This is a genomic window from bacterium (assembly GCA_016699595.1).
In the GTDB taxonomy this organism is placed as follows: Bacteria; Patescibacteriota; Dojkabacteria.
This window is the reverse complement of sequence record CP064982.1, coordinates 526,519-550,684: the sequence shown is the minus strand read 5'-3', so window position 1 is coordinate 550,684 and position 24,166 is coordinate 526,519. Positions and strand designations below refer to the sequence as shown.

Sequence of the window (24,166 nt, the reverse complement as noted above, 5' to 3'; positions counted from 1 at the left end):
GTACAATATTATGTCAAGATCATTGAAAAAGGGACCTTATATAGATCCAAGAGTTCAAAAAAAGGTTGATAAGATACTAGAAACTAATGGGAAGAAATATTTTAAGACATGGGCGAGAGCTTCTCAGATCTCTCCAGAAATGGTTGGATTTACTATGGAGGTACATAACGGGAAAGATTTCATTCCTGTTTTTATTACTGAATCTATGATTGGACACAGATTGGGTGAATTTTCTTTGACTAGAAAGTTTAATGGTCATAGCAAGAAAGGTAAAATCGCTAAAGCTACCGGGAGTTCAGGTTCTTTAGCTAAATAGACATATTTATTGGCAATGACGAAAAAATTTGCAATAGCAAAAAACAAGTATACAGGTATTTCAGTTCAAAAAACTAGGTTGGTTGCAGATATGGTTCGAATGCAAAATGCTTTGGATGTATTGGATGCTTTAAAATTTGTAAATAGATCAGGTTCAAAATCTGTTTATAAAACAATAAGTAGTGCAGTGGCGAATGCCAAAGTAGCTGGTTTATCAGTGAATAGTTTGGTTGTAAGCAAGATAATGGTTGATGAAGCACCAACATTGAAAAGAGCTAGAATTGCATCAAGACACGGTGTTCGTGAGATATTGAAAAGATCTTCTCATATAACTGTAGTTTTAGAAGAAATTAATGGGACACAAAACTAATCCAATTGTTTTGCGATTGGGAGTAAATAAAACACATTCAAGTAGTTGGTTTTCAAAGACAAAACTTGATTTTGCGAAGAATTTGGCTGAGGACAACAAAGTAAGAAGATTTATTGAAAAGAAACTTGATTCTTCCGGAATTGAATCAATATTTATTTATAGGAATATAAATGATATACAAATAGATGTAACTGTGGCTAGACCAGGTGTAGTTATAGGTAGAGGTGGCAAAGCGATAGAAGATTTAAAGAAAGATTTGGCGAAACTGTTGAAAGTAAAAGTAGATGTGAAAATTATTGAATCAAAGAATCCCGAATCTCAAGCAGCTATTGTTGCTTATATGGTTGCAGATCAATGCAAAAGGAGGGTTTCTCCAAAACAAGCTATGCAAAGAGAGCTTCTAAAAATGAAGGCAATACCTAGTGTAAGGGGTGCAAAAATATCAGTTTCAGGTCGCATAAGAGGTACTGAAATTGCTAGAACGGAAAAGGTATCTTTTGGATCTGTTCCTTTGCAAACTCTGAAAGCCAATGTAGACTATCATTTGTATAATGTCAGGGTTCCTAATGCAGGATTGCATGGTATAAAAGTTTGGATATACAAAGAAGATAAATTGGAGAAATAATTGACTAAGATTTATGTTACAACCAGCAAGAACAAAATACAGGAAGCAAATGAAAGGAAGAATGGGAGGGCTTGCTTTTTCTGGTAATTCCTTGACAGTTGGGAATTATGGCATTCAAGCGTTAGAAAGATGTAGGATTACTCCAAACCAGATTGAAGCTGCTAGAAGAGTTATAGTTAGGGAAACTCAAAGAAAGGGGAAATTATGGTTAAGAATATTCCCAGATAAGCCAATTACAAAAAAGCCAGCTGAAACAAGAATGGGCTCAGGCAAAGGTGATATTGATCATTATGTTGCAATAGTGAAGCCAGGTAGAGTTATATTTGAGCTTAGTGGTGTTAGTAAGGAGATTGCAAAAACTGCTTTGGAAAAGGCAGCAAAAAAGTTACCTATTCATGTAAGATTTTTGATCAAATCAGAATCTGAAGTTTAATGTTATTTATGGATAAGAATATAAAAGCAAAAAAGAAAATTGTTGGGATAGTAGTTTCAGACAAGATGGAAGGCACAGTTTCTGTGAAAGTAACGCGAAGCTTTGCACATTCAAAATACAAAAAAATATTAAGAAAATCAAAAAAGTATTTAGTATCAAAATCAGACTTGAATCCTAAAGTTGGTGATGTTGTAAATATGGTTTCGATTAGACCTTTGTCTAAAAGGGTCGCACATAAATTAGTAAATTAAAAAGTATGTTACAATCTAAATCTCATGTAACAATTGCAGATAATTCAGGAGCTAAGGAAGCTATGATTATACAGGTAAGAGGTGGGTTAAAGGGTGGTAAATGGCATAGGTATGCAAGGATTGGAGATATTTGTTCGGCAGCTGTAACGAAGGTTAAGCCTAATGGTCAATTTAAGGATGGTGATAAATGCCATATAGTTATTGTCAGAACAAAGAAAGAACAAAGAAGAAAGGATGGAACTTATATTCGATTTGACGATAATGCTGCTGTAATAATTGATATGAAAAATAGAGATCCAAAAGGGACTAGAGTATTTGGACCAATTGCAAGAGAGTTGAAAGCGAAGGGTTTCAACAAAATTATCTCTCTCGCTCCAGAAGTATTGTAATAGATTAATAAACATATGAATTTAAAAAAAGATCAAAAAGTAAAAATAATTTGTGGTGATGATAAAGGTAAGTCCGGAAAGATATTGAAAATGAGCAAGGACAAACAATATTTATGGGTTGAGGGAATCAATATGAAAACAAGGCATGCTAAGCCAAACAAAACACTAGGCTTTGCAGGTGGATTGTTTAAAGTTGAAGGGAAAATCCATCATTCAAATGTTGTTTTGACAGATTATATTGAAGATGAAAAGAGCAAGTCAGTGAAGATTAAAAAAGAAAATGTAAAGCGAAAAACATTAGCATCTTCAAGTGAAAAAAAGAATGACTAATTTGCAAGATAAATATAAAAAAGAAATAGCAAAGAAATTGGCAAGTGAATTGGAAATAAAAAATCTTTTGGGACTACCAAGGATTGAAAAGGTGGTAGTAAATTTCGGATTAGGTGAGGCTTTGAAAAATGCTAATGCTTTGGAAAATACAATTGATGCTATCAAAGAAATGACTGGGCAGGCTCCAGTATTGACTAAGGCTAGAGTTGATATTTCAAATTTTTCTTTAAGAAAGGGTGCGAAAATAGGATGTATGGTTACTTTGAGAAAGGATAAAATGTGGGACTTTCTAGATAGGACTATGAATGTTGCTCTACCTAGAGTAAAGGATTTTAGAGGTCTACCTAAGAAGTTTGATAAAGCAGGAAATTTTACTTTAGGATTCAAAGAACAAACTGTATTTCCTGAAGTTGATGGCACTAAACTAGACAAACTTAGAGGTTTTGAAGTGACAATAGTTATAAAAAATTCTGATCCAGAGAAATCACTAAAATTACTAGAAATGTTAGGAATGCCATTTGTTAAAACTAATATATAAACATGAGTACTGTTGCTAAAGAATACAAAGCAAAAATGAATAAGGCAGGTAAGGGCAAGTATTCTACAAGAAATTATAATAGATGTAATATTTGTGGTAGATCTGGTGCTTACTTTCGACAATTTGGAGTTTGTAGAATATGCCTGAGAAAGCTTTCTTTTAATGGTGAAATTCCCGGCGTAACAAAAGCGACTTGGTAAATTTATGGATAATTTATCGAACTTTTTAAGTTCACTTAAAAACATAGGAACTGCAGGAAAGTATGAAATAACTGTAAATCATTCAAACCTTGTAGAAAATGTTGCAATAGTTTTAAAGGAGAGAGGTTTTCTGGAGTCAGTAGAAGTTTCTGACAATCCTAAAATCAAAAATGCCAAAACTATCAAAGCAAAGATATCAAGTATTGAAGGTGCTCCAGCTATTTCAGAAGTGAAAAGAATTTCAAAATCAGGTGTAAGAGTTTATACAGGTTACAAAAGTATCAAAAAAGTTTTGGGTGGAAGAGGTGTAAGTATTATTTCGACTACCAAAGGCGTAATGACTGGTGAAGATGCATACAGGCAGAGATTAGGTGGAGAAATTTTGTGTGAAATTTATTAATCAATACTATGTCAAAGATTGGAAAGGCTCCTGTAAAAGTACCAGCAGGAGTGGAAATAAAAACAGAAAACAATAATATATATGGTGGGATTAGTGTATTGGTGAGCGGTCCACGAGGCGATTTGAGAATTGATATGCAGCCGGGTATAACATTTCAAGTAGTTAATGAAGAAATAGTTTTTGATAGAGATAGTGATGAAAAGCAACTTAGAGCTTATCATGGATTGTATAGATCTATAGTAAATAATGCTGTCATTGGAGTCACTCAAGGTTATGAAAAGAAATTGGAGATTCAAGGAATTGGCTACAAGGCAGAATTGAATGGCAATAAATTAAGTTTGAAAGTTGGTTATTCACATCCCATAATCATAGAAGCACCAGCTGATATCAATTTTGAATTGAAAGATCCGGTAAACATTACTATAAGTGGGATCGACAAACAAAAGGTTACAGAATATGCCGCAAAAATTCGTAAAGTGAGGAAGCCGGAACCTTATAAAGGAAAGGGTATAAGATATGCAGGTGAAGTAGTTAGAAGAAAGCAAGGAAAGACCGCGGGTAGTAAGTAGAATTTTTTATAAAATAATGAGTAAAAGGATAAAGCATCAAAAAAGAAAACTAAGTATAAGATCTAGGCTTCAAAGAGAAGTAACTGGGTATGTTTTGTCAGTCTTTAGGTCTAATAAGCATATCTATGGTTATGTACATGATAACAAAGGTAAGGTATTGTTTTCTGCAAGTAGTCTTAAACTAAAAAATAAGAACAAGATTGAAGATGCGAATGAGGTTGGACTTTTGGTTTCGAAAATGATGAAGGATAATGAAATTGAAAAAGTTACATTTGATAGAAGTGGCTACAAGTATCATGGAAGAGTGAAGGCATTAGTAGAAAGTGTTAGGCAAAATAATATAATCATATAGTATTATGGATGATAAAATGATAACTGAAAACCAAGCACAACTAGCTTCAAAAACGAATGAAGTTGATAGTAACAGACAACGAATTGTACAAAGGAGAAAACAAGGGGTTTCAAACCTTATACAAGGTAGGGTTTCTGCTCCAAATACTACTCAACAATCATCTCAAAAGAAAGAAAAGGAACTTGATCATGTTTTGCTGAAAATGAAAAGAGTAACAAAGGTGCATTCTGGAGGAAAAAGAATGAGGATGTCAGTATTTATGGTCGTTGGCGACAAAAAAGGTAGATTAGCAATTGGTTCTGGTAAGGGAATTGACACTAAAATAGCTCAGGAAAAAGCACTTGAAAGAGCTAAGCGGAAATTAGTTAAAGTAAATTTGAAAGGTAGGACAATACCTCATGAAATAACTGTGAAGTTTGGTGCTGCAAAAGTGATGTTGAAACCAGCAGCTCCTGGAACTGGTATTATCGCTGGGGGACCAGTTAGAAAAGTATTGGAAATGGCTGGTGTAAGTGATATTTTAACAAAGCAACTTGGTTGTTCAAATCCAGTTTCAAATGCTTATGCAACTATGAAAGGTTTAACTATGTTGAAAAAATAGTACTATTCAAATGAATTTACATTCTCTACCAAAACAAAAAAATTATCAAAAAAGGGCAAAGATCGTAGGTAGAGGTGCTGGCAGTGGAAAAGGTGCACATACTACAGGCCGAGGTATGAATGGACAAATGAGCAGATCTGGAGCGAAATTACCTTCGCTAGATTTTGAAGGTGGTCAAAACAGAATTTCAAGGAGACTTCCTAAATTGCGAGGTTTTAAGTCACAAAGAAAGTTAAATATTCAAAGAGTGCTTATAAAATCATCATATATAAACGATCATTTCAATGAAAATGATGAAATTACTGTTGCTAAGTTGCTTGAGATGAATGCTACCAAAGTAAAGCAAGGAAAAGTGTTAGAAATTAAAGTTTTGAAGGATGTTCCTTTGAATAAAAAATTCAATTTTGTTGATGTTTTTGTTTCAAAATCACTTTTGTAAATTTAAAATTAGTAAGCGAACAGTAAATTTGTGTTAGAAAAATTTTCAGAAAAAGTAAGATCGATATCAAAAAATCCTGAAGTTAAATCCAGGATTTTGTTTACTTTTGGAATGATAGTTGTATTTCGATTTCTTTCTGCAGTTCCATTACCTGGAACAAATTCTATTGTTTTGAGTAATTCTTTCAATAATCCATTTAGTCTAGCTTTTACTCTTGTAACTGGTGGCCGACTTGATTCGCCTTCAATTATTGCAGTAGGACTTGGATCGTACATTAGTGCGTCCTTTGTTGTGCAACTATTGCAAAGTGTGATTAAAAAGTTGGATGATTTGTCAAAAGAAGGTGCAAGAGGTAGGATGATGTTAAATCAAATTACTCGATTTCTTACAGTGCCTATTAGTATAATTCAATCATATGCAATTATAGTTTTATTGAATCAAAACTATGCAGGACTATTTGATTTTTCACACAAATCAACGCTTATAGCTATTTTAGCTTCAATGACGGCGGGTACTTTATTATTGATGTGGATATCAGAAGCTATCACTGAGAAAGGTATCGGAAATGGTTCTACTATAATAATAATTGCAGGAATTGCTAGCATTTTGCCATCGCTTATTTGGCAAGATATTACTAAGTTCCTTGATAATGGGCAAATAAATACAATTATTTTCATGATAATTGGATTACTAGTATTGACAGGAGTAATCATATTTATTACTGAAGCTGTCCGCAATGTGATAATACAGTATTCTAGTAGAGTAAGGAATAATGTAGGAACAATCGTCTCTCCACAATCAACTTTTCCTGTAAAGCTCAATATGGCTGGTGTAATGCCAGTAATCTTTGCTCAGGCACTAGTTAGTGCACCTTCTCTTGTGGCACAATTTTTACTCTCTGCAAACAATCCTCTCAATATTAAGGAGGGCGATTTTATCTATAGATCCGCTATGTGGCTTGTAAATAATATTTATTCAAACGAAAGCTTTTGGACATATGATATTCTTTTGTTTTTTGCTGTGATGATTTTTGGCTTTTTTGTAACATTTTTTATAATGTTTAAGCCGAATGAAATAGCAGAAAACTTTCAAAGGTCAGGTGCATTTGTACCAGGCATTAGACCAGGTGCATCAACTGCAAAGTATTTGACAAGTCTGGTTGCTAAGCTTACAATTGTAGGAACGATATTTTTAGCTTTACTTACTGTTTTACCATCAATTGTTAATCAAAATATTAACTTAGATGTTTTAAGGTATGGTTTAGGAAGTACTAGTTTATTGATTATTGTGACTGGAGTTCTAGACACTGTAAGACAGATTAACTCTTACTTGGTAACTAGTAACTATGATGGCATTAATTATTAATTTAGTTATATGGGAAAGATTTATTCAATAATTGGAAAGTCAGGTTGTGGAAAGGGTACACAAGCGAAATTACTATCCGAAAGTATAAAATCGCCAATTATTGTTATGTCCGATTTATTGAGAAAGGAGATAGAAGCTAAAACTGATTTATCTCGCAAAGTGAGAGAAATGGTTGAGAATGGAATTTTTATTCCGGGTGATATTATACAAACTATAACTGAGAAATATATACCTGATAATTTTTTGAAAAATGGTTTTATTTTTGATGGAAGTAATAGAACTATTTCTCAAACAATTCGATTTGATTATTATTTGTGGAAGCAAGGTTTGGAACAAACAAGGGTTTTTTTACTTGATATTAGTGATGAAGTTGCTTTAGAAAGAAGAATTGCTAGAAATGAAGATGCTTTGAAACTTGGGAAACAGATTAGGCAAGATGATGCAGACCTCAGAATATTCCAAAATAGATTGAAAGAATATGCTATAGATTTTGAAATTATTGAACAATATTTTGGAATGAATAATAAATTGGTGAAAATTGATGGAGATGCTGATATTTATGATATTCATGACGAGATAATGGGCTATATATAATTTTTCAAATTTTGATGCAACAGGTGAAGAATAAAACAGAGATAGAGTCTATGAGGAAGGGAGGAAAAATATTATCAGACATTTTAGATAAGCTTTTACAATTTACAAAAATAGGAGTTAACTTGTTAGCAATTGAAGATGAAGCAAATAGATTGATGAATGTCTATGGCGTACAACCAGCATTCCTGGGTTACTATGGCTATCAATATGCGACATGTTTAAACTTGAATTCTATAGTGCAGCATGGTACGCCTTTTGATAGAGTCATAGTAGAGGGGGATTTATTGTCTATTGATTGCGGGATAATTTTTGAAGGCATGTACCTTGATTCGACAAGATGCAAATTAATTGAAGGTTTAGAACAAGAGAGAGTGTGTGAGGCATACCAGACGGAAAAGTTATTGATTGATTGTGCATATTCCTGTATGAATGTTGCTTGTGAACAGATTAAAAACGGGCAAAAGCTCAGCAAGGTTATAAAGAAGATTGAGAGTAAAATTATTGAATATGAATTTCAACCTATTATTGAATTTTGTGGACATGGAGTTGGCTATGATTTACATGAAGAACCAGATATCCCAAATTTTTGGATATCCTCAAATGACGATATGATTTTGAAAAGTGGTATGACCTTGGCAATTGAACCGATGATATCTTCTGGCTCGGGATATACTGAATCTGAAGGTTTACTTGGGCTTAATGCTAGAATAGTAGACGATATGAAAGCAGTTAGTTATGAAAATACTGTACTTGTTTTGGATGATGGATGTGAAATACTGACAAATTAGTTGTTAATCCGAATTATTTGCTTGAAATATTTTAGTTTAATTGCTATACTGAAAAAGTCGCAATAAAGTATTTCAATATGAATAACCAGATAAAGAAAATGAAAAATCAAGAAGATAAATTTCTTTTTGAAGGAACTATAATTGATGTTTTGCCTGAGGGTAAGTTTAAAGTGAAGGTGAAAATCGAAGACACTGAGCTTGATATGTTTTGTTATGAATCTGGTAAAATGAGGTTACATTATATAAAGATTGTTAGTGGAGATAAAGTGAAAATTGAGGTAAGTAAATACGATTTGACGAAAGGAAGGATTATTCAAAGACTATAAAAGTATGAAAGTTAGAACTAGTGTAAAACCCATGTGCAATAATTGCTATTCAGTTAAAAGGGATGGTAAACTTTTTGTTTACTGTAAAAGAAATCCCAAACACAAGCAAAGACAAAAATAATGGCTCGTATATACGGTATTGACTTAAAACCCAAGTTGCAAATAATGTATTCTTTATCAGAAATTTATGGTGTTGGACCGTTTGTAGCAAAGAAACTTCTTAAAGAACTTAAGGTTGACCCTACGACGGTAACGGAGAATATCGATGATGTTACTATAGCTCAACTGACGAAACTATTGGAAGAAAATTATAAAGTTGAAGGAGAATTACGACAAGAAGTATTTAGAAACATAAAAAGATTGAAAGATATCAGATCTTACAGGGGTGATAGGCATAAAAAAAATCTACCAACAAAGGGACAAGGTACAAGAAAAAATGGTAGAACTAGAAAGGGTAAAAATATGGCAGTTGGTGGCTTGAAAAGAGTTTTGACTAAGACTTAATAAACTTATGGCACAGAAAGCAAAAGCAACTCAAAAAAAGGCAAAAAAGATTAAGATACAGGTTCCTGTAGGTAGGTTGTATGTCTTATCGACTTTCAACAATACAAAACTTACAATAACTGATTTGGATGGAAATGTATTGTGTTGGTCGAATTGTGGCACCATTGGTTTCAAAGGATCAAAAAAGTCTACTGCTTTTGCAGCTACCAAAGCAGCTGAGGATCTTGTCGTGAAAGCTCAAAGATATGGATTGCAAGAAGTTCACGCTTTTATAAGGGGTATTGGACAGGGTAGAACTGCAGCAATAAAAGGTGCAAGGGCAGCTGGATTGAAAATAAATTTTATAACAGATAAAACACCTATACCTCACGGTGGTGTAAAACCTAAGAAACAAAGAAAAGTTTAAAAACTATGTCGAGATATACTGGACCAAAAAGAAGAATAGCACGAGCAGCAAACTTCCCTATTTTTGATAAGGAAGATTATAAATTAAGGCCGGGCAAACCTGGTCAACATAAAGGTGGTAGACCCAATAATTCACCATATGCAGAACAATTTGCAGAAAAGCAAAAGGTAAAAAAGATTTATGGTATGAGCGAAAAGCAATTTAGAAGGTTTTTTGCGATGGCACAGTCTGACATAGGAAATACAGGTGCTAAATTTTTGGAGTTGTTGGAAAGGAGACTAGATAATGTAGTTTATAGACTTAAGTTGGCGAATTCTAGACCAGCTGCTAGGCAGTTAGTCGCTCATGGGCATATATTGGTGAATGGTAAGAAATTAGACATCCCTTCTTATATAGTTGACTCTGGTGACCAAGTTACATTAAAGGAAAAAACCAAAAACAATAATTACTTTGTTTCGATGAAAGAGGGCATGAAAGTTATTGAATTGCCAGTTTGGTTGGAAGAATATTCTGATGGTGGAAAAGTAAAATTATTACCATCGAGAGATATGATTGACAAAACATTTAGAGAGAGACTTATAGTCGAATTTTATTCAAGATAGACAATTATTTCGTTTATATCAATATAAATTTATGATTGATTTCAATAGATTTAATTTAAAAACCATTTCTGAAAAGTCAAACGAAGGTTCGTTTGTAATTGGACCATTACCTAGAGGTTATGGATATACTTTGGCAAATATGATTCGAAGGGTACTATATTCTTCAATAATGGGTGTTGCAATTACTTCAGTTAGAGTAAACAATGTAATGCATGAATATTCTGCTTTGGACGGTATTACAGATGATGTTTTGAAAATATTGCTGAAATTGAAAGAAATAGTTTTTGTCTTAAATACCGAAGATGAAGTAAAATTGAAATTATCTAAAAAAGGTGAAGGTGATGTTTTGGCTGATGACTTTGAAGATTCTTCAAGTGTTGAAATATTGAATCCAGATTTTGTAATTACTACACTAAGTTCTTCAAAAGCAGTCTTTGAATTAGAAATCACATTAAAAAAGGAAAAAGGATACCAAAGAGAAGATAACGAAAAAAGATCAGAGGTAGGTCTTATACCATTAGATTCTGACTTTTCACCAGTCAAAAGAGTTGCATACAAAGTAAGTCAAACAAGGTTAGGTCAAGATCTGGATTTAGATCAAATTGAATTGGATATTTACACCAATGGTTCAATATTGCCAAGTGAAGCTTTGAAAGAATCATCTGAAGTCTTGAATGCGATAACTGCACATTTTGTTGAAGTCTGTCACGGTAAAGTTGTAGAGGTCAAGAAAGAAGGATTTGCACAAGGCAAGAAAGTAGATCTATCTATATCGAAACTAAACATTTCAACTAGACTTTACAATTGTTTGGACAAGCTCAACATTCAAACTCTAAATGATCTTGAAGGCAAGACAAAGAAGGAAATTGGTGAGATCAAAGGTTTGGGTGAAAAGAGTAAGAAAGAATTATTAAAAATGCTTGAAAAATATCAGATAGAAATTGTAGACTAATATGCTCCATTTATCATCAGTAAAAAAATTCGGCAGAGTGAAACATCACAGGGATAGTATGTTGAACAATCAACTTAAATCTCTTATAGAAAAAGAATCCATATATACTACTCTAAATAAGGCAAAAGTACTTAAGGCTAATGCTGATAAGATTATAACGACATCAAGAAAGGAAGATAAGGAACATGCATCTAGATTGATGTTTGCAAAATTACAAAGTGATCGTTTAGTAAGGAAGGTATTTATTTTGTCAGAAAGAATGAGGAGTAGAAATTCCGGATTTACTACTCATGTAAGTATCAAAAATAGAGTTGGAGATAATGCTGTTTTGACAAAAGTTGAATGGATAGATGTGTCTGAAAAAGAAGTCACAAATAAATCAAAAATTTCGAAAAAAGCTAAATCAAAATAACTAAGTTTAATTATTTGCTATGTTGAAAACTAGATCTATAAAAAAAGTTGAATTTAAAAAGAAGACTTATGTTTTGGATGCCAAAGGCATAAGGCTAGGAAAGTTGTTGACACAAGCAAGTGAGCTTTTACTAGGTAAAAATGACATTGTAGCATCTGTCGAGTATATCCCTGATTCAAATAAAGTCATTATCATAAATGCAAATGAAGTCGATATTCATCCAACAAAGATGGATAAAAAATTTTTTTGGCATACAGGCTATCCAGGTGGCTTTAGGGAAATTACACTAGAAAAGAAGATGCAAAAAAATGTAGAGAAGTTTGTAAAAGATGGTATTTGGGGAATGTTACCAAAAAATAGGTATGGCAGAAGATTAATCAAAAATGTAAGGGTGTATAAAGATGATAGTGTGAAATTACCAGTTGACTATGAATCAGTACAAGTAAGTAAATAAAATTATGGCAACAAAGGCAAAAACTATAAAAAACAAAACTAAAGTTAGTAATGAGACTGAACTAGAAAATCAAAAGTATATTTTTGCTTTAGGGAGAAGAAAAACTGCAATTGCGTCAGTTAGATTGTATGAAGGTCAAGGAATATCAACGATAAATGATAGAAATATTGAAGATTTTTTGGATCCACAGAAATTGGATGAATTACTCAGAGTATTTTCAGTTTTGGATTTGCAAGGTCAAATGTTTTTCACGGCAAAAGCAAATGGTGGAGGTACTTCCGGTCTAGTTGGAGCTGTGAGACTCGGTATTGCTAGAGCTTTGTCAATGTATAATCCAGACTATAAAAAGACTTTAAAGGATTCAAAATATTTGACAAGAGATCCTAGGAAAGTTGAAAGAAAGAAATCTGGTTTAAAGAAAGCAAGAAAGGCTCCACAGTATTCAAAGCGTTAAGTCCTAGTTGAAATTGGTATATCGTGAATTTTTTGTCCGGATACTTCACTCATATAATAAGCACAATACGTCTTAAGCAAGCATTCTTCACACTTTGGTTTTTGAGCTTTGCATATATTTCTTCCATGTTCTATAACTAACAAACTAATTTCTCTCCAAGTTGATTTATCTAAATTTTGCATGAGAAGTTGCTCAAGTTGTTTTGCTGATAATTTTTTGTATTCTTTGTTTTGTTCTGGAATTATATACAAGATTCTATTCCAAACTCTCAAGTTATGAGTATCTATAGCAATTCCAGCTGAAACATTGCTCATTTCACTAAATATCACATTCCCAACCTTTCTACCAACCCCTGGAAGCTTCATCAAATCATTCAAATTGTTTGGCAATTCGCCTTTAAATTCATTGCAGATTACTTTGGCTCCATTAAAGAGATATTTTGCTTTAGTCTTATTGTAATTAGCAGCTTTCACATATTCAAAAATTTCACTTGTACTTGAGTTTGCATAATCTTCAAAAGTTTTAAATCTTGTGAATAATTTTGGCGTAAGCGTATTTATATGTTTATCTGTATTTTGAACTGATAATAAAACGGCAGCCCAACATTCAACTTCATTTGAAAAGTTTAGACTTGATTTTACATTAGGATACTTTAGTTTTAGTAGCTTGTAGATATTGTGGAAGTCCGAATTTCTATCCATGATTTTGAAATAAACTTGAAATTAATTCTTTTCTTTGATAAAATAAATTCAAATAATTATATAAATTTGGTAAATTAAATTCTACAATGAAAAAATTCTTTAAACTAATAACACTTTTTGTATTTGTTTTTTTATCTATAAATATTTACAGTGACTATAAATTGAAAGTTAATGCTGATTCCACGACCACTTATCCTGAAATCGCTATCACGAAACTATTCGATGGTACTGCACCTTTTGATTCTGTTGCAGGTTCGGGTAATGACATTGGTGATAGTAATGAGATAGTTCGGGCTGGTCAGATAACAAGCTATCGATTTGATGTTTCTCTGAATGATCCAAATGCTACTGTTCCAAGCCCTTATGATAATTATACATTGACTACAGTTCCTTTACCTCTAGGGTATAAATGGGAAGCACTTCCATTGGTTTGTAATGGAACTGGTTCACAAATAACTGGTGATGGCGTTAACAATCAAAGTCAATTGACATGTAACTTAGGTACAAAATCTACGGGTGATACGCTGGGTTTCACAGCAAATGTAAAAGCTTTGCCTACATTAGTTGATGGGAGTACTTTCAATGTATCTGCTTCAGTTTCAGTTTCTGGTGTACCAAATACTGATAATGCAACAACAGTTGATATAACTGGAACATCTGCCATGAAGGTGGATTTACAGAAATTGTCAGCCTCATTTAGAGGAACCATAACAGTAGATGGTGTAGTTGGAGGAGTATGGACTTATGGAGTTGGCTTGAAACTTCGTGCAGGATCAGAAATTCCTGCCTTACCAATAACTTTTCAAGATGATATATCAATGATTAGTCCCAATGCAAAATTGTTTGAATGCGGATTGTCACTAAATTATTTTTCTACCCCTGGATTTACGAATAACCTTCACTATGCTTATAATGCACCTGCTGGAAGATTAGGTATTTATGGAGGGAATAACCCTGGCTATTCAACGCCTGACAGATCTGTGGAAGATTCAGGGCAAATAACTTGTATTCCTAGTATGGGTAATTCACAGTTAATTGATGTAACAATTACTGATCTTCATACAAATCCATCTTATTTCCCAACTGTTGATTGGACGGGTGTGTCTTTATCTTCAAGAGATAATTGGATTGGTTCGTATTCAATAGGTGTATGGATACCATATTCAGAGTTTTCTGGATCAAATCAGTATCAGATCTCTGCTCTGAATAAAATAAATAACTTTGAGCCAATTGGAGCAATATCAGGAAGGCAAAACTGGGGCGGGGTTGGTAATGAGCCAGGTAGTGGAATGACAAATATACAAACAACAGGACAGTCAGATTTAGTGGGAACTGAAAACTGGTATCAACAAATTATAGCTAGACCATCTGAAGGTTCGGTTGAAAAAGCTGATTATGATTATCGTAGCGATGATTTGATTAATTGTAACTTTATTACTGAAGCAAATGCTGATTCATGTGCAATGTGGTGGGGTGCAGAATATGTTGGATCATCCTATCGTACAGGAGATGGGTTTTTAAGTGCCAATTCAAATTGGACGTCATTGAATCTTTGGTATTATTATGGGATAGCTGATATACCAAATGGTTCGATTATGTGTACAACTATAGATAACAAAAATTCTTCAATAGATAGAATCCCTGGAAATACTGGTGAAGGTGCATTTACTCATATTCCATCAAATTCAAGTTTATGGGAATCATATACTGATGCAGTTATTGAATATGGAGTAGGTGGTCTAAATGGTCAAGGAATTACATGGAGTAATTTTGAAGATGAAAGACTTGGCACATGTTTTGATAATGACTCTACTGGGGGAATATGGTATTTGGATCTAAACAGTATACCTGGAGGTCCTGAACGGGTTACAAAAGTTAGGTTGAAATTTAGGGATAATTTTACTGCATCTGAACAGGCTGATATGATAGCCCAAACAGGTTATGGCGTACAATTTTTAGCAATTAAACATAAGATGTTGCCTACAGCACAACCTGGCGATATAGTTCCAAATTATGGTAAGTGGTACATACCAGGTGGGAATTGGTTTAATGCAAATCCAAATGACCCAAGTTCATGGCAAACAGTTCCTTCTTATAATGCAAATACTGCTACTGGCACTCACGGAGATAGGGTAATAGTTACAGGTTCTAGAGTTAGGATAAATAAAACAACGAAAGATTTAACTACAAAAAATGATTCGAAATTATCAGGGAGTGAGATAAACTGGTACTTGCAACCAAGTACTGATGCTATGGGAGTAACTCCAGCCGGTGAAGCAATAAATGTAAAAATAGTAGATACAATTCCTGCTGGATTGGGATATCAATATGGCTCTTCTATATGTATGGATACTGATATGATTCAACCTGTAACTTGTGAACCAACATTCACTGTGAACAATGATGGAAGTGCAACATTAGTTTGGAATTTTGGTAATGTAACCTCTGGTTTACCCCTGACAAAAATTACATATAAAACAATTTCAGATGCAACCATTGGTAATGGAGATATCAAAATTAATCAAGCAATTATGTCTGCAGATAATGATAATTCGTTTGAAAGTGTACGAACTTCTACTGCTACAGTACAGTTTGAAAATTCATCTGCTTTTTCGGTAAACAAAAAAGCAATTTCACCCCTAATTGAGAGTATGCAACCACTTGAGTATGAAATTGTGATGAAAAACACCGGAAGTGATCCAGTTGCTGGAACTGACCTCATCGATTGGCTACCATGGAATGGTGATGGGCGCAATCCTGCAACGAATTTTACAGGAACTACTTACTTGAGTAGTTTGACAAAAGTATCTGGAGTAGATCCAAGTGCAATACTTTACTCGAAACAATCACAATCTTTGTTGACGCTTCCTCAAGACTTTGACCCACAAACCATCAATCCAAGTATAGTTTGGTGTGCTCAAGGTCAGTTCGGTAATGCCGGATGTCCGTCAAACATAACTGAGGTTACTGGTTTTAGAATACAAACAAGTGCAATGTTACCTAATGAAGAATCAAAGTATCTGCTGGTATTGATACCTTCTATATCAAATCCGAATAAACCAGGAGATATTTATACAAACAAGTTTATGCTTAGAGCTACAGGTCTAGCTTTACCAGTACAGTCAAATAATGTACCTATAATAGTAGTTAATGGAAGTATAGGTAACTTTGTTTGGTTAGATAAGAATGGCAACGGGATCCAAGATAATGATGAATCTGGGTTTGGAAATATGAAAGTTGAATTATTGGATAGCTTGAATAATGTAGTTGGAACTGTTTTCACTGATGCAGATGGACACTATCTTTTTGAAAATATATTGCATGGAAGTTATAAAGTAAGGTTTGCTAAACCTAATGGTTATGAATTTACATACAAGAATGGTGGGAGTTTTTTGACAGATTCAAATTCTGATGCTCTTGGAGATACGGAACAATTTGAGCTTATGGTCGGAGAAAATAATTTAACAATAGATGCAGGTTTAGTTGGTACATCTTCATCAATTAGTATTGTTAAGAAAATAAACGGAGATGATGCAAATACACCTCCGGGTGTTGTAGTATCTGCTGGAGAAATGATGAATATAACATACTATGTGACAAACACTGGAAATACAAATCTACATGATATATCAGTTACAGATAATCTTATAAATAATATTCAGTGTCCGAAAGATGTTTTGACTGAAGGAGAGAGTATGCAATGTACTGCAACTTATCTTGCACCAACTGATTCAAGTCAGCATGTGAATGTAGCAACAGTAGTAGCTACTCCACCACTTCTACCATCTGGGCAACCTGCTAATGTTATGGATACTGACTTGGCATATGCTAGATTAAAACTGTATACAATATCTGGTTATGTATATCATGATAAAAATGCCGATAAATCAAAGAATTATGGCGACAGATCACTTGCAGGTATCAAAATGACTTTGTCAAATGGGCAAATAGTTCTGACTGATGAATTCGGCTATTATGAATTCACTGATTTATTGCCTGGTCAATATCGAGTCGTAGAGTCACAACCTGAGAAGTACTCATCTACGGAAAGACCTTCAAACGAAGAGTCTGTAAATATAATTGATTCTGATATTGAAAATATCAATTTTGGAGAGATTTTGGGTTCTCTCGCATCAACAGGGAAGAAGATTTTCTTCTTGAAGTATATTTAAGGGTAAGCATATAAATTTCTTATAATAAATAAAGGAATGCATTTATTTACAATGTAAATGCATTCTCTTCGTATTGTGAACTACTGAATTTGACTCTATTACATTTGATAATTTTTTTGCTTGATTTTCCATATATATATATAATTCTACAGATTGAATTTTACTAACTAAACTTTAAACTTTATGGCAAAAAATTTTTCATGCTTTCGAAGGTTCTAATGTCTATACTCCCGAAAATAAGCAAAAAATAGAAGCTGGAATAAAAGGAGCATCAGTAGAGATTAGAAGACTTTTTGGTACTACATACTATAGATCTGATGGACCCTTTACTGAATTAGTAGATCAAGCTACTGATGATGTAAATGGGGCGATAAGATGTTATTCGGAAGTCTCCTTAAAGGAGGCATTGCAGAAGCTTACTGACTGTATAGAAAAAATTGTGTTTGCTCAGGCTAGGGAACAGGAGTTAAGTAGTTCGAATTCTAATGGTGGGCCCTTAAGCTATATAAGACGTCCTGCTTAAAAGCATCACACACCCCAATTCATTATTCAAGAAAGCTATATCTTCTGCAAGTTTTCGGATATATGTTCCTTTGGAAACTGTTGTTTTGAACTTGAAATAAGAGAAATGAACCCCTTCAGCCCCGCTTTGCGGGACAGCTTCCCCAAGGAAGCAATTAAAAGAATTTATAAATTCTTGACTTGCATTTTGTATAATTTGATTATAACTCTTTGTTCCGGTCTCAAGTAATTCTAAACTCTTTATCTCAACTTTTCTTCTTGGAATTTTGAGTATTATTTCACTTTTTTTGAAGTTTACTTCTCTTTCTGTTTTTATATTGAACTTATATTCGCTTAGGAATTCAATATTATTTACATTCTTCCTAGTTAATTCTCGAAGTTTATGACCTTGAACCTTAACTGAACTCAAAAGTGGAACTTCTTGAAAGTAGGAGTTAGGAAAAGTAGAAATAATATTTTGACGATTAGTTGCAAGAGTATCTATACTTAAACCTTTCGCCTCATTGACATTTGGCACCTTCCTAAAAGGAACGATATCTACGATCATATCTTGATTGTCTCCAGACAAGGTTTGAAGTCCGAAAATCATCTCAAATTCGTAAGTCTTTTCACAATTTTCAAATTGAGTCAGGTCTTTTGTACAATTTCCTATACCTATTATCACAGCACCAGTTGCGAATGGATCTAGAACTCCAGCTGCACCAACTTTGCGAGTTCCGTATTCTTTTCGAACTTGATAAACCAAGTCATTCGTAGTAATTCCCGTAGGTTTATCAAAAACGATTAGACCGGATTTAGTTTCTGGGTTATAGGGTTTTAGAACTGATATAATATTCAGCATTAAATTAATAATATAATTCTAACATATGCAAAACGATAGTTTATTCAAAGTTTTAGAAGAAGTATGCAAGGAAGCAAGGGTAAAAATAAAATATTTGCAAAATGATAAATATCTTGCGAAGCTTACGAATGGTGAAGTAACTAAATATATTTTAAATAAACAACCAAATCCAAATTCTGGAAATGCTTTGGAGCTTGCAAAAGATAAACAAATTACTTATGAAATTCTTTCGCATGAAAATATAAATGTTGTAGAATACAAATTATTTTGGACATTGGATAATGAAATAGAAACAGAAAATAAGTTTGAGAAATTCTTCAATTTAGCTTATGAATTTGTAAAAAATGAAAAATTTCCAATAGTTATTAAACCTCTTAATTCATCTGGTGGAAAAGATGTTTATAAGATAGAAAACTTAAATGATTTTAAAGAGATCTTTTTGCAATATTATTTAAACCAAGTAAAGACTTATTTTAATTTCGTAGTAAATCCATTTATTGATTCTGAATTTGAATATAGATGTATAATTTTGAATGGTGAAATAGAACTTGTTTATGCTAAGAAAAGAACTACAAGTTGGAAACATAATTTGTCTGAAGGTGCAATTCCAGAATTGAATGTTTCTAGTGATTTAAAGGACAAGATTGCTGATGCATCAAAGAAAGCTTGCAAAATTATGGAATTAAGGTATGCTGGAGTAGATTTTCTTATTGATGAATTTGGACAACCTATAATATTGGAAGTAAATGGTTCAGCTTCACTAAAGATATTTTCTGAATTCTCGGAAGAACATTATGATATTGTTAAAAATATTTATAGAAAAATGATATTAGAGTTATTTAAAGATTAGTTAAATTTATGTTTCAACTTCATTCTAAGTACAAACCATCTGGAGATCAGCCAAAAGCTATAGATTATCTAACGCAAGGAATAAATTATGGTTTGAAAAATCAAGTCTTACTTGGTGCAACTGGAACTGGGAAAACTTTCACAATTGCAAATGTTATCGAAAATATCCAAAAACCAACACTAGTTCTTGCTCACAACAAAACTCTAGCAGCACAGTTATTTTCAGAATTTAAAGAGTTTTTTCCCAATAATGCAGTTGAATACTTCATTTCTTATTATGACTATTATCAACCGGAAAGCTATGTTCCAAGTAAAGATCTTTACATTGAAAAGGAAGTTGATATAAATAAAGATATTGAGCGCTATAGAGCTGCAACTACTCAGTCATTACTAACTCGATCAGATGTGATCATAGTTGCTTCTGTTTCTGCAATTTATGGACTTGGAAACCCTGAAGATTATATGGCTTTAACTAGAAATTTGAAAGTTCGAGAAGATTACCCAAGAGACAAACTCATTCATCAGTTGATTGATCTTCAGTATGAAAGATCTGAGCTTGATTTCATCCCAGGAAGTTTCAGAATTCGAGGCGATATCATAGATATTTATCAAGTTGGAGGTGAAAATGCAATTCGACTTGAATTTTTTGGAGATACTTTGGAACAAATTAACTTATTTCATCCACTAACTGGAGAGAAAATTGGAAATAAACCGGAAAGTATCCAGGGAAGCAGCATTACTGAAATAAAAATCTTTCCTGCAAAACAATATGTAACTCCAGAAGAAAAACTTGTTTCATCTATTCCAAAAATTCAAGAAGAGTTAGTCAAAAGAATTGATTACTTCAAAAATAGGAGCCTAATAGTTGAATCAAAAAGAATTGAGCAGCGAGTTAATTTTGATATTGAAATGCTTCAAGAAGTCGGTTATGTTTCTGGAATCGAAAACTACTCCAGAATCATTGAAGGTAGAGAAGTTGGAAGTTCTCCTAGCACACTTCTTGACTATTTTCCAAAAGATTGGTTGCTTGTAGTTGATGAATCTCATATGACTATTCCGCAAGTTCGTGGAATGTACAATGGAGATCGAGCAAGGAAAACGAACTTAGTTGAGTATGGCTTCAGACTTCCTTCTGCACTTGACAATAGACCTCTCAAGTTTGAAGAATTTAACTCAAAACTTCATCAAACAATTTATGTCTCAGCAACTCCAGATGAATATGAGGTTGAGTTAGCAAAAGAGATGAAACGCATATGATAAGCATTTTCTTTTTCAAATGACTGGTATTGTTTGAGTAAATTCTGCAATCTTCTTCTTGCAATCAAAATCGATAATGATTAAAATTTCATCATGTTTAAAAATTTATCTACAGCTACAAAAAATATTGCAAGGTATAAGTTTATAACTTTTTCTACTTTGTCAGTATTATCCTTGATATTTTTGCTCACAAATATACTGCTGATAAGTTTATTTGTTTTTCAAAAAATTGCAAATTATGCTGAGACGCAACCTAATGTAATCATTTTCTTTAAGATAAATACTCCAGAAAACTATATAAATGACATTAAAACTAAAATAGAAGATACAAAAAAGGCAAATCAAATAATATATACCTCTGATATAGAAGCTATTCCATACTTCCTAGAATCAGTAAAGGATTATCCTTTGATTTACGAATCAATAAAGCCAGATGAACCTGGACAATTACCTGCATCTCTTGACATTAGAGCGAATACAATTGACGAACTTAAGGAATTGGTTAGTTTCGTAACAAAAGAAAAGGAATTGTCGGAGGGCCAAATCGAAGATATTGAATCGCAGATTGACAATATTGAAAAACTAGATAAGTTACTAAATGTAGCTAGAGTTTTGGTAGGAATATTTTTGGGGTTGATGTTTTTGGTAGCTTTGGCAAGTACCATACTATCAATTGAACTCTCAATAAGGATCAGGTCAGAAGAAATTGGTATTATGCAGCTGGTTGGTGCTACGAATAGTCAAATTCGAACTCCATTCGTCATGGAAGGGGCTGTATATGGTTTTATCTCCATTATATTTTCGATGTTATTTTTCTTAGCTATTTTTCTTGTTATTTATTTCATTAACCCAAACATTCTTAGGGAAGGTCAAATATATAATCTTTTTAATCAAATAGGATTGAGGGATTCTATTAGTTTGGTAAATTTGATATTTTGTCTGTTAATTAATGTCGCAGTTGGAGTACTTTTTGGAGGATTCATAAATGCTTTTGTGATAAGAAGATATATCCGCTAAATGTAACGGCATTTTATAAATTATGATCAAAAAACTTTTTTTAATACTTATCTTTACAATATTTTTCTTTAGCTATTCGACTATAGATAATTTTGCACTAACGAAAAGGGAGGTTTGGCTAGCTGACGAAGCCCTATACTCAAAAGAAGCAGTCTTCAGAATGCCAAAATCACTAAGATTCGTTGAAGTTGAACTAAGTGAGACCAGAAGTTGCGATAGGCAAGTTAGAAATTTACAGTATTATCTGACTACAAGATTTTTTATGTCTGACTTGCCTGCTCATTATTTTTTATGCAATCAGGAACTGTACCAACTTGCAAAAGATGGACCTGAATCAGAAATAAACTTAGGCGAAACATCAAATGAAATAATTGTATGGACTTCACCTAGCGAAAGTGTAGTGAATAAGGATATTCAAAAAATGCTTGAAAGCTATGCTATTGAAGATATTATCCTAAGCAAATTGCAAATAAATATCAATGAAGAAGAAAAATCCTACAAATTATCGTTGCTTGATTCGGAAAATTCAAGTTTATCTAATTCCATAAATTCACTAAAAGATCTATCAAGTACTAAGTCTCCAGAGTATAAGTTATCTGTAAACTTTGAAGAAATGGAACAAAGCTATAAGCAAGGTGACATAGTTGAAGTTAAAATGTCCTTAAAAAACATTGGTGATGTTGGCATATATGGAGAGAATATTTCCCCAATATTTTTGATAACTGAAAATCCATTTGACAAAACGAGTAAGTTTTACGCAGGAGAGGAATACTGGTCATCTTTTTCTAGAGTTGCACTTTTCAAACCCAAGGATGTTTTGAAGGTGAATGATGAAAAAGTGATTAGCTTGTTTATTAAGTTTGTTCCCAATGCTTCACAGGATTTCATTTTGGGCACATTAAACGGGATCAAAATAAGTAATACCAGATTCTCAGTAAATACTGATCGTGAGCAAGTAAAACTGATACAAGCTATACAAGGAGTGCAAACTGAAAAAAGTATTGTTGTAAGCGGCGCCCCGAATGATTTTCTTCGTGTAAGGGAGAGTTCGAACATTTACTCTGTTGAGATAGACAGGGTTTATAATGGCGAAGTCTATAAAGTTATTTCAGAAGAAAATGGATGGTATAAAATTTCAAAAGGAAATCTGACTGGGTGGATTTCCGGAGATTTTATTGTTGCACTTTAATTATTTTTGTTATAGAATATCTGACTTATCAATTTGATCTGGTAATCCAGATGAGACAAGTATTATGGATAGAAATTCTTCAAAAATGGATGAGGTGAATTTATTGCCTTTTTTGACTCCTATAACTATATTTATATCAGCAATCATAATTTTTGTTGGTTTGATAGTTATATCTACAAAAGTAGATAAGCTATCAGGTGGAAATTTGAATTTGACTGCAAACTCACAAAACACTACTACTACTGCAGAAACCAAAACGATTTCCAATGAACAAATTGATGCACTCTTTGAAAGAAATGATCTCATTTTCATGGGAAGTAAGGATGCTAAATTGAAAATAGTAGAAATATCAGATCCAAGTTGTCCTTATTGTCATATTGCAGGAGGATACAACCCAGAACTAGCTAGTCAAGATGCTAGGTTTAAATATGATACCGATGGAGGAACTTATGTTCCACCTGTTAGAGAGATTGAGAAGCTTGTAAATGAAGGAAAGGCACAATTTGTCTGGTTATATTTCCCAGGACATGGAGCTGGTGAAGTTGCTACACAAGTTATGTATTGTGCATACGATCAAGGCAAGTTTTTTGAAGCTCATAATGCCTTATTCACAAATATTGCTTATAGCGTGATCAACAATGAAGTCAAAAATGATATTGCACTAGTTGATAAACTATATGCTTTGTTACCCACAAATGTAGTTAATGACTCGTTAAAGGAGTGTGTATCTTCTGGTAAGTATAAAGCAAGATTGGCATCAGAACAAACTCTGTCATATACTTTTGCAGTAGGCCCTAATTTTGGGACACCGGGCTTTTTTGTGAATTATCAAAACTTTGCTGGAGCATATAGTTGGACTGAAATGAAATCAGCAGCAGATGCTGCTTTGTAAAATATCGTTAATGGGCTTGAATAAAGTTTCAAGCCCTAGTATAATCTTTCTAATTAT

General features: G+C 33.1%; 34 protein-coding genes. 32 read left to right on the top strand and 2 right to left on the bottom strand.

Annotated features, from left to right (window positions below; genetic code table 11):
* Positions 1 to 10 precede the first annotated feature (10 nt).
* The 26 genes from rpsS to rpsI all read left to right on the top strand — a co-directional run bounded on the left by rpsS (position 11) and on the right by rpsI (position 12,669).
* Positions 11 to 316 (top strand): 30S ribosomal protein S19, encoded by a 306-nt coding sequence (rpsS, locus tag IPJ91_02720; GenBank protein ID QQR93347.1) that lies wholly within the window; start codon positions 11 to 13, stop codon positions 314 to 316.
* A gap of 15 nt (positions 317 to 331) precedes the next feature.
* Positions 332 to 685: a 50S ribosomal protein L22 gene (rplV, locus tag IPJ91_02715; GenBank protein QQR93346.1), complete on the top strand. Its 354-nt coding sequence runs from the start codon at positions 332 to 334 to the stop codon at positions 683 to 685.
* Entirely contained in the window at positions 669 to 1,310 is a 642-nt protein-coding gene (gene rpsC, locus IPJ91_02710; GenBank protein ID QQR93345.1) for a 30S ribosomal protein S3, read from the top strand. The genes rplV and rpsC overlap by 17 nt, the downstream gene beginning before the upstream one ends.
* A gap of 13 nt (positions 1,311 to 1,323) precedes the next feature.
* Complete coding sequence (gene rplP / locus IPJ91_02705) at positions 1,324 to 1,743, top strand: 50S ribosomal protein L16 (protein ID QQR93344.1); 420 nt, start codon at positions 1,324 to 1,326, stop codon at positions 1,741 to 1,743.
* An 8-nt stretch (positions 1,744 to 1,751) separates the two neighbouring features.
* Positions 1,752 to 1,994, top strand: a complete 243-nt coding sequence (locus tag IPJ91_02700; GenBank protein QQR93343.1) for a mitochondrial small ribosomal subunit protein uS17m — start codon at positions 1,752 to 1,754, stop codon at positions 1,992 to 1,994.
* A 5-nt stretch (positions 1,995 to 1,999) separates the two neighbouring features.
* Positions 2,000 to 2,383: a 50S ribosomal protein L14 gene (gene rplN / locus IPJ91_02695; GenBank protein QQR93342.1), complete on the top strand. Its 384-nt coding sequence runs from the start codon at positions 2,000 to 2,002 to the stop codon at positions 2,381 to 2,383.
* A gap of 15 nt (positions 2,384 to 2,398) precedes the next feature.
* Positions 2,399 to 2,713: a 50S ribosomal protein L24 gene (gene rplX, locus IPJ91_02690; GenBank protein QQR93341.1), complete on the top strand. Its 315-nt coding sequence runs from the start codon at positions 2,399 to 2,401 to the stop codon at positions 2,711 to 2,713.
* A complete protein-coding gene (rplE, locus tag IPJ91_02685) occupies positions 2,706 to 3,251 on the top strand; it encodes a 50S ribosomal protein L5 (GenBank protein ID QQR93340.1) in 546 nt (181 codons plus the stop codon). The genes rplX and rplE overlap by 8 nt, the downstream gene beginning before the upstream one ends.
* 2 nt (positions 3,252 to 3,253) lie before the next feature.
* Positions 3,254 to 3,451, top strand: a complete 198-nt coding sequence (locus IPJ91_02680) for a type Z 30S ribosomal protein S14 (GenBank protein QQR93339.1) — start codon at positions 3,254 to 3,256, stop codon at positions 3,449 to 3,451.
* A gap of 4 nt (positions 3,452 to 3,455) precedes the next feature.
* Positions 3,456 to 3,851, top strand: coding sequence for a 30S ribosomal protein S8 (locus IPJ91_02675; protein QQR93338.1), 396 nt, complete (start codon positions 3,456 to 3,458; stop codon positions 3,849 to 3,851).
* A gap of 8 nt (positions 3,852 to 3,859) precedes the next feature.
* A complete protein-coding gene (rplF, locus tag IPJ91_02670) occupies positions 3,860 to 4,420 on the top strand; it encodes a 50S ribosomal protein L6 (protein ID QQR93337.1) in 561 nt (186 codons plus the stop codon).
* 16 nt (positions 4,421 to 4,436) lie between these two features.
* Positions 4,437 to 4,772, top strand: coding sequence for a 50S ribosomal protein L18 (rplR, locus tag IPJ91_02665; GenBank protein ID QQR93336.1), 336 nt, complete (start codon positions 4,437 to 4,439; stop codon positions 4,770 to 4,772).
* Between the two features lie 16 nt (positions 4,773 to 4,788).
* The gene (gene rpsE / locus IPJ91_02660) at positions 4,789 to 5,373 is read left to right on the top strand and encodes a 30S ribosomal protein S5 (GenBank protein ID QQR93335.1); all 585 of its coding nucleotides are present in this window, start codon (positions 4,789 to 4,791) and stop codon (positions 5,371 to 5,373) included.
* 10 nt (positions 5,374 to 5,383) lie between these two features.
* The gene (gene rplO, locus IPJ91_02655; protein QQR93334.1) at positions 5,384 to 5,812 is read left to right on the top strand and encodes a 50S ribosomal protein L15; all 429 of its coding nucleotides are present in this window, start codon (positions 5,384 to 5,386) and stop codon (positions 5,810 to 5,812) included.
* A gap of 30 nt (positions 5,813 to 5,842) precedes the next feature.
* Positions 5,843 to 7,177, top strand: a complete 1,335-nt coding sequence (gene secY, locus IPJ91_02650; protein QQR93333.1) for a preprotein translocase subunit SecY — start codon at positions 5,843 to 5,845, stop codon at positions 7,175 to 7,177.
* Positions 7,178 to 7,186: 9 nt separating this feature from the next.
* A complete protein-coding gene (locus IPJ91_02645) occupies positions 7,187 to 7,771 on the top strand; it encodes a nucleoside monophosphate kinase (protein ID QQR93332.1) in 585 nt (194 codons plus the stop codon).
* Positions 7,772 to 7,794: 23 nt separating this feature from the next.
* A complete protein-coding gene (gene map / locus IPJ91_02640; protein ID QQR93331.1) occupies positions 7,795 to 8,559 on the top strand; it encodes a type I methionyl aminopeptidase in 765 nt (254 codons plus the stop codon).
* A 98-nt stretch (positions 8,560 to 8,657) separates the two neighbouring features.
* On the top strand, positions 8,658 to 8,885 hold the full coding sequence (infA, locus tag IPJ91_02635; GenBank protein ID QQR93330.1) for a translation initiation factor IF-1: 228 nt from the start codon (positions 8,658 to 8,660) through the stop codon (positions 8,883 to 8,885).
* A 4-nt stretch (positions 8,886 to 8,889) separates the two neighbouring features.
* Positions 8,890 to 9,006: a 50S ribosomal protein L36 gene (gene rpmJ / locus IPJ91_02630; GenBank protein ID QQR93329.1), complete on the top strand. Its 117-nt coding sequence runs from the start codon at positions 8,890 to 8,892 to the stop codon at positions 9,004 to 9,006.
* Positions 9,006 to 9,389: a 30S ribosomal protein S13 gene (rpsM, locus tag IPJ91_02625; GenBank protein QQR93328.1), complete on the top strand. Its 384-nt coding sequence runs from the start codon at positions 9,006 to 9,008 to the stop codon at positions 9,387 to 9,389. The genes rpmJ and rpsM overlap by 1 nt, the downstream gene beginning before the upstream one ends.
* Positions 9,390 to 9,396: 7 nt before the next feature.
* On the top strand, positions 9,397 to 9,795 hold the full coding sequence (rpsK, locus tag IPJ91_02620; protein QQR93327.1) for a 30S ribosomal protein S11: 399 nt from the start codon (positions 9,397 to 9,399) through the stop codon (positions 9,793 to 9,795).
* Between the two features lie 5 nt (positions 9,796 to 9,800).
* Positions 9,801 to 10,397, top strand: coding sequence for a 30S ribosomal protein S4 (rpsD, locus tag IPJ91_02615; protein QQR93326.1), 597 nt, complete (start codon positions 9,801 to 9,803; stop codon positions 10,395 to 10,397).
* Positions 10,398 to 10,428: 31 nt separating this feature from the next.
* Positions 10,429 to 11,349 (top strand): DNA-directed RNA polymerase subunit alpha, encoded by a 921-nt coding sequence (locus IPJ91_02610; protein ID QQR93325.1) that lies wholly within the window; start codon positions 10,429 to 10,431, stop codon positions 11,347 to 11,349.
* A gap of 1 nt (position 11,350) precedes the next feature.
* Entirely contained in the window at positions 11,351 to 11,761 is a 411-nt protein-coding gene (locus IPJ91_02605; GenBank protein ID QQR93324.1) for a 50S ribosomal protein L17, read from the top strand.
* A gap of 19 nt (positions 11,762 to 11,780) precedes the next feature.
* Positions 11,781 to 12,215, top strand: a complete 435-nt coding sequence (gene rplM / locus IPJ91_02600) for a 50S ribosomal protein L13 (GenBank protein QQR93323.1) — start codon at positions 11,781 to 11,783, stop codon at positions 12,213 to 12,215.
* Positions 12,216 to 12,219: 4 nt separating this feature from the next.
* A complete protein-coding gene (gene rpsI, locus IPJ91_02595) occupies positions 12,220 to 12,669 on the top strand; it encodes a 30S ribosomal protein S9 (protein ID QQR93322.1) in 450 nt (149 codons plus the stop codon).
* Here the strand turns inward: rpsI and IPJ91_02590 are convergent.
* On the bottom strand, positions 12,666 to 13,370 hold the full coding sequence (locus IPJ91_02590) for an endonuclease III (protein ID QQR93890.1): 705 nt from the start codon (positions 13,368 to 13,370) through the stop codon (positions 12,666 to 12,668). The genes rpsI and IPJ91_02590 overlap by 4 nt on opposite strands.
* Positions 13,371 to 13,456: 86 nt before the next feature.
* On the opposite strand from IPJ91_02590, the gene IPJ91_02585 reads away from it, so the two are divergent.
* A complete protein-coding gene (locus IPJ91_02585) occupies positions 13,457 to 17,542 on the top strand; it encodes a hypothetical protein (GenBank protein ID QQR93321.1) in 4,086 nt (1,361 codons plus the stop codon).
* A 496-nt stretch (positions 17,543 to 18,038) separates the two neighbouring features.
* Here the strand turns inward: IPJ91_02585 and IPJ91_02580 are convergent, their stop codons facing one another.
* A complete protein-coding gene (locus IPJ91_02580; GenBank protein QQR93320.1) occupies positions 18,039 to 18,905 on the bottom strand; it encodes a hypothetical protein in 867 nt (288 codons plus the stop codon).
* 25 nt (positions 18,906 to 18,930) lie between these two features.
* Here IPJ91_02580 and IPJ91_02575 point away from each other — a divergent pair, with 25 nt between their 5' ends.
* The 5 genes from IPJ91_02575 (at position 18,931) to IPJ91_02555 (ending at position 24,109) form a co-directional block, all read left to right on the top strand.
* A complete protein-coding gene (locus tag IPJ91_02575) occupies positions 18,931 to 19,755 on the top strand; it encodes an ATP-grasp domain-containing protein (GenBank protein ID QQR93319.1) in 825 nt (274 codons plus the stop codon).
* A gap of 8 nt (positions 19,756 to 19,763) precedes the next feature.
* Positions 19,764 to 21,011, top strand: a complete 1,248-nt coding sequence (locus IPJ91_02570; protein QQR93318.1) for a DEAD/DEAH box helicase family protein — start codon at positions 19,764 to 19,766, stop codon at positions 21,009 to 21,011.
* Positions 21,012 to 21,104: 93 nt separating this feature from the next.
* Positions 21,105 to 22,028 (top strand): hypothetical protein, encoded by a 924-nt coding sequence (locus IPJ91_02565; GenBank protein ID QQR93317.1) that lies wholly within the window; start codon positions 21,105 to 21,107, stop codon positions 22,026 to 22,028.
* Between the two features lie 22 nt (positions 22,029 to 22,050).
* Positions 22,051 to 23,217: an SH3 domain-containing protein gene (locus IPJ91_02560; protein QQR93316.1), complete on the top strand. Its 1,167-nt coding sequence runs from the start codon at positions 22,051 to 22,053 to the stop codon at positions 23,215 to 23,217.
* A gap of 64 nt (positions 23,218 to 23,281) precedes the next feature.
* Complete coding sequence (locus tag IPJ91_02555) at positions 23,282 to 24,109, top strand: thioredoxin domain-containing protein (GenBank protein ID QQR93315.1); 828 nt, start codon at positions 23,282 to 23,284, stop codon at positions 24,107 to 24,109.
* Positions 24,110 to 24,166 lie beyond the last annotated feature (57 nt).

Excerpts from the sequence above, each read along its gene's own strand:
- rpsS (QQR93347.1), top strand. The coding sequence starts at position 11 with ATGTCAAGATCATTGAAAAAGGGACCTTATATAGATCCAAGAGTTCAA.
- rplV (QQR93346.1), top strand. The coding sequence starts at position 332 with ATGACGAAAAAATTTGCAATAGCAAAAAACAAGTATACAGGTATTTCA.
- rpsC (QQR93345.1), top strand. The coding sequence starts at position 669 with ATGGGACACAAAACTAATCCAATTGTTTTGCGATTGGGAGTAAATAAA.
- rplP (QQR93344.1), top strand. The coding sequence starts at position 1,324 with ATGTTACAACCAGCAAGAACAAAATACAGGAAGCAAATGAAAGGAAGA.
- IPJ91_02700 (QQR93343.1), top strand. The coding sequence starts at position 1,752 with ATGGATAAGAATATAAAAGCAAAAAAGAAAATTGTTGGGATAGTAGTT.
- rplN (QQR93342.1), top strand. The coding sequence starts at position 2,000 with ATGTTACAATCTAAATCTCATGTAACAATTGCAGATAATTCAGGAGCT.
- rplX (QQR93341.1), top strand. The coding sequence starts at position 2,399 with ATGAATTTAAAAAAAGATCAAAAAGTAAAAATAATTTGTGGTGATGAT.
- rplE (QQR93340.1), top strand. The coding sequence starts at position 2,706 with ATGACTAATTTGCAAGATAAATATAAAAAAGAAATAGCAAAGAAATTG.
- IPJ91_02680 (QQR93339.1), top strand. The coding sequence starts at position 3,254 with ATGAGTACTGTTGCTAAAGAATACAAAGCAAAAATGAATAAGGCAGGT.
- IPJ91_02675 (QQR93338.1), top strand. The coding sequence starts at position 3,456 with ATGGATAATTTATCGAACTTTTTAAGTTCACTTAAAAACATAGGAACT.
- rplF (QQR93337.1), top strand. The coding sequence starts at position 3,860 with ATGTCAAAGATTGGAAAGGCTCCTGTAAAAGTACCAGCAGGAGTGGAA.
- rplR (QQR93336.1), top strand. The coding sequence starts at position 4,437 with ATGAGTAAAAGGATAAAGCATCAAAAAAGAAAACTAAGTATAAGATCT.
- rpsE (QQR93335.1), top strand. The coding sequence starts at position 4,789 with ATGATAACTGAAAACCAAGCACAACTAGCTTCAAAAACGAATGAAGTT.
- rplO (QQR93334.1), top strand. The coding sequence starts at position 5,384 with ATGAATTTACATTCTCTACCAAAACAAAAAAATTATCAAAAAAGGGCA.
- IPJ91_02645 (QQR93332.1), top strand. The coding sequence starts at position 7,187 with ATGGGAAAGATTTATTCAATAATTGGAAAGTCAGGTTGTGGAAAGGGT.
- infA (QQR93330.1), top strand. The coding sequence starts at position 8,658 with ATGAAAAATCAAGAAGATAAATTTCTTTTTGAAGGAACTATAATTGAT.
- rpmJ (QQR93329.1), top strand. The coding sequence starts at position 8,890 with ATGAAAGTTAGAACTAGTGTAAAACCCATGTGCAATAATTGCTATTCA.
- rpsM (QQR93328.1), top strand. The coding sequence starts at position 9,006 with ATGGCTCGTATATACGGTATTGACTTAAAACCCAAGTTGCAAATAATG.
- rpsK (QQR93327.1), top strand. The coding sequence starts at position 9,397 with ATGGCACAGAAAGCAAAAGCAACTCAAAAAAAGGCAAAAAAGATTAAG.
- rpsD (QQR93326.1), top strand. The coding sequence starts at position 9,801 with ATGTCGAGATATACTGGACCAAAAAGAAGAATAGCACGAGCAGCAAAC.
- IPJ91_02610 (QQR93325.1), top strand. The coding sequence starts at position 10,429 with ATGATTGATTTCAATAGATTTAATTTAAAAACCATTTCTGAAAAGTCA.
- IPJ91_02605 (QQR93324.1), top strand. The coding sequence starts at position 11,351 with ATGCTCCATTTATCATCAGTAAAAAAATTCGGCAGAGTGAAACATCAC.
- rplM (QQR93323.1), top strand. The coding sequence starts at position 11,781 with ATGTTGAAAACTAGATCTATAAAAAAAGTTGAATTTAAAAAGAAGACT.
- rpsI (QQR93322.1), top strand. The coding sequence starts at position 12,220 with ATGGCAACAAAGGCAAAAACTATAAAAAACAAAACTAAAGTTAGTAAT.
- IPJ91_02590 (QQR93890.1), bottom strand. The coding sequence starts at position 13,370 with ATGGATAGAAATTCGGACTTCCACAATATCTACAAGCTACTAAAACTA.
- IPJ91_02585 (QQR93321.1), top strand. The coding sequence starts at position 13,457 with ATGAAAAAATTCTTTAAACTAATAACACTTTTTGTATTTGTTTTTTTA.
- IPJ91_02580 (QQR93320.1), bottom strand. The coding sequence starts at position 18,905 with ATGCTGAATATTATATCAGTTCTAAAACCCTATAACCCAGAAACTAAA.
- IPJ91_02575 (QQR93319.1), top strand. The coding sequence starts at position 18,931 with ATGCAAAACGATAGTTTATTCAAAGTTTTAGAAGAAGTATGCAAGGAA.
- IPJ91_02570 (QQR93318.1), top strand. The coding sequence starts at position 19,764 with ATGTTTCAACTTCATTCTAAGTACAAACCATCTGGAGATCAGCCAAAA.
- IPJ91_02565 (QQR93317.1), top strand. The coding sequence starts at position 21,105 with ATGTTTAAAAATTTATCTACAGCTACAAAAAATATTGCAAGGTATAAG.
- IPJ91_02560 (QQR93316.1), top strand. The coding sequence starts at position 22,051 with ATGATCAAAAAACTTTTTTTAATACTTATCTTTACAATATTTTTCTTT.
- IPJ91_02555 (QQR93315.1), top strand. The coding sequence starts at position 23,282 with ATGGATAGAAATTCTTCAAAAATGGATGAGGTGAATTTATTGCCTTTT.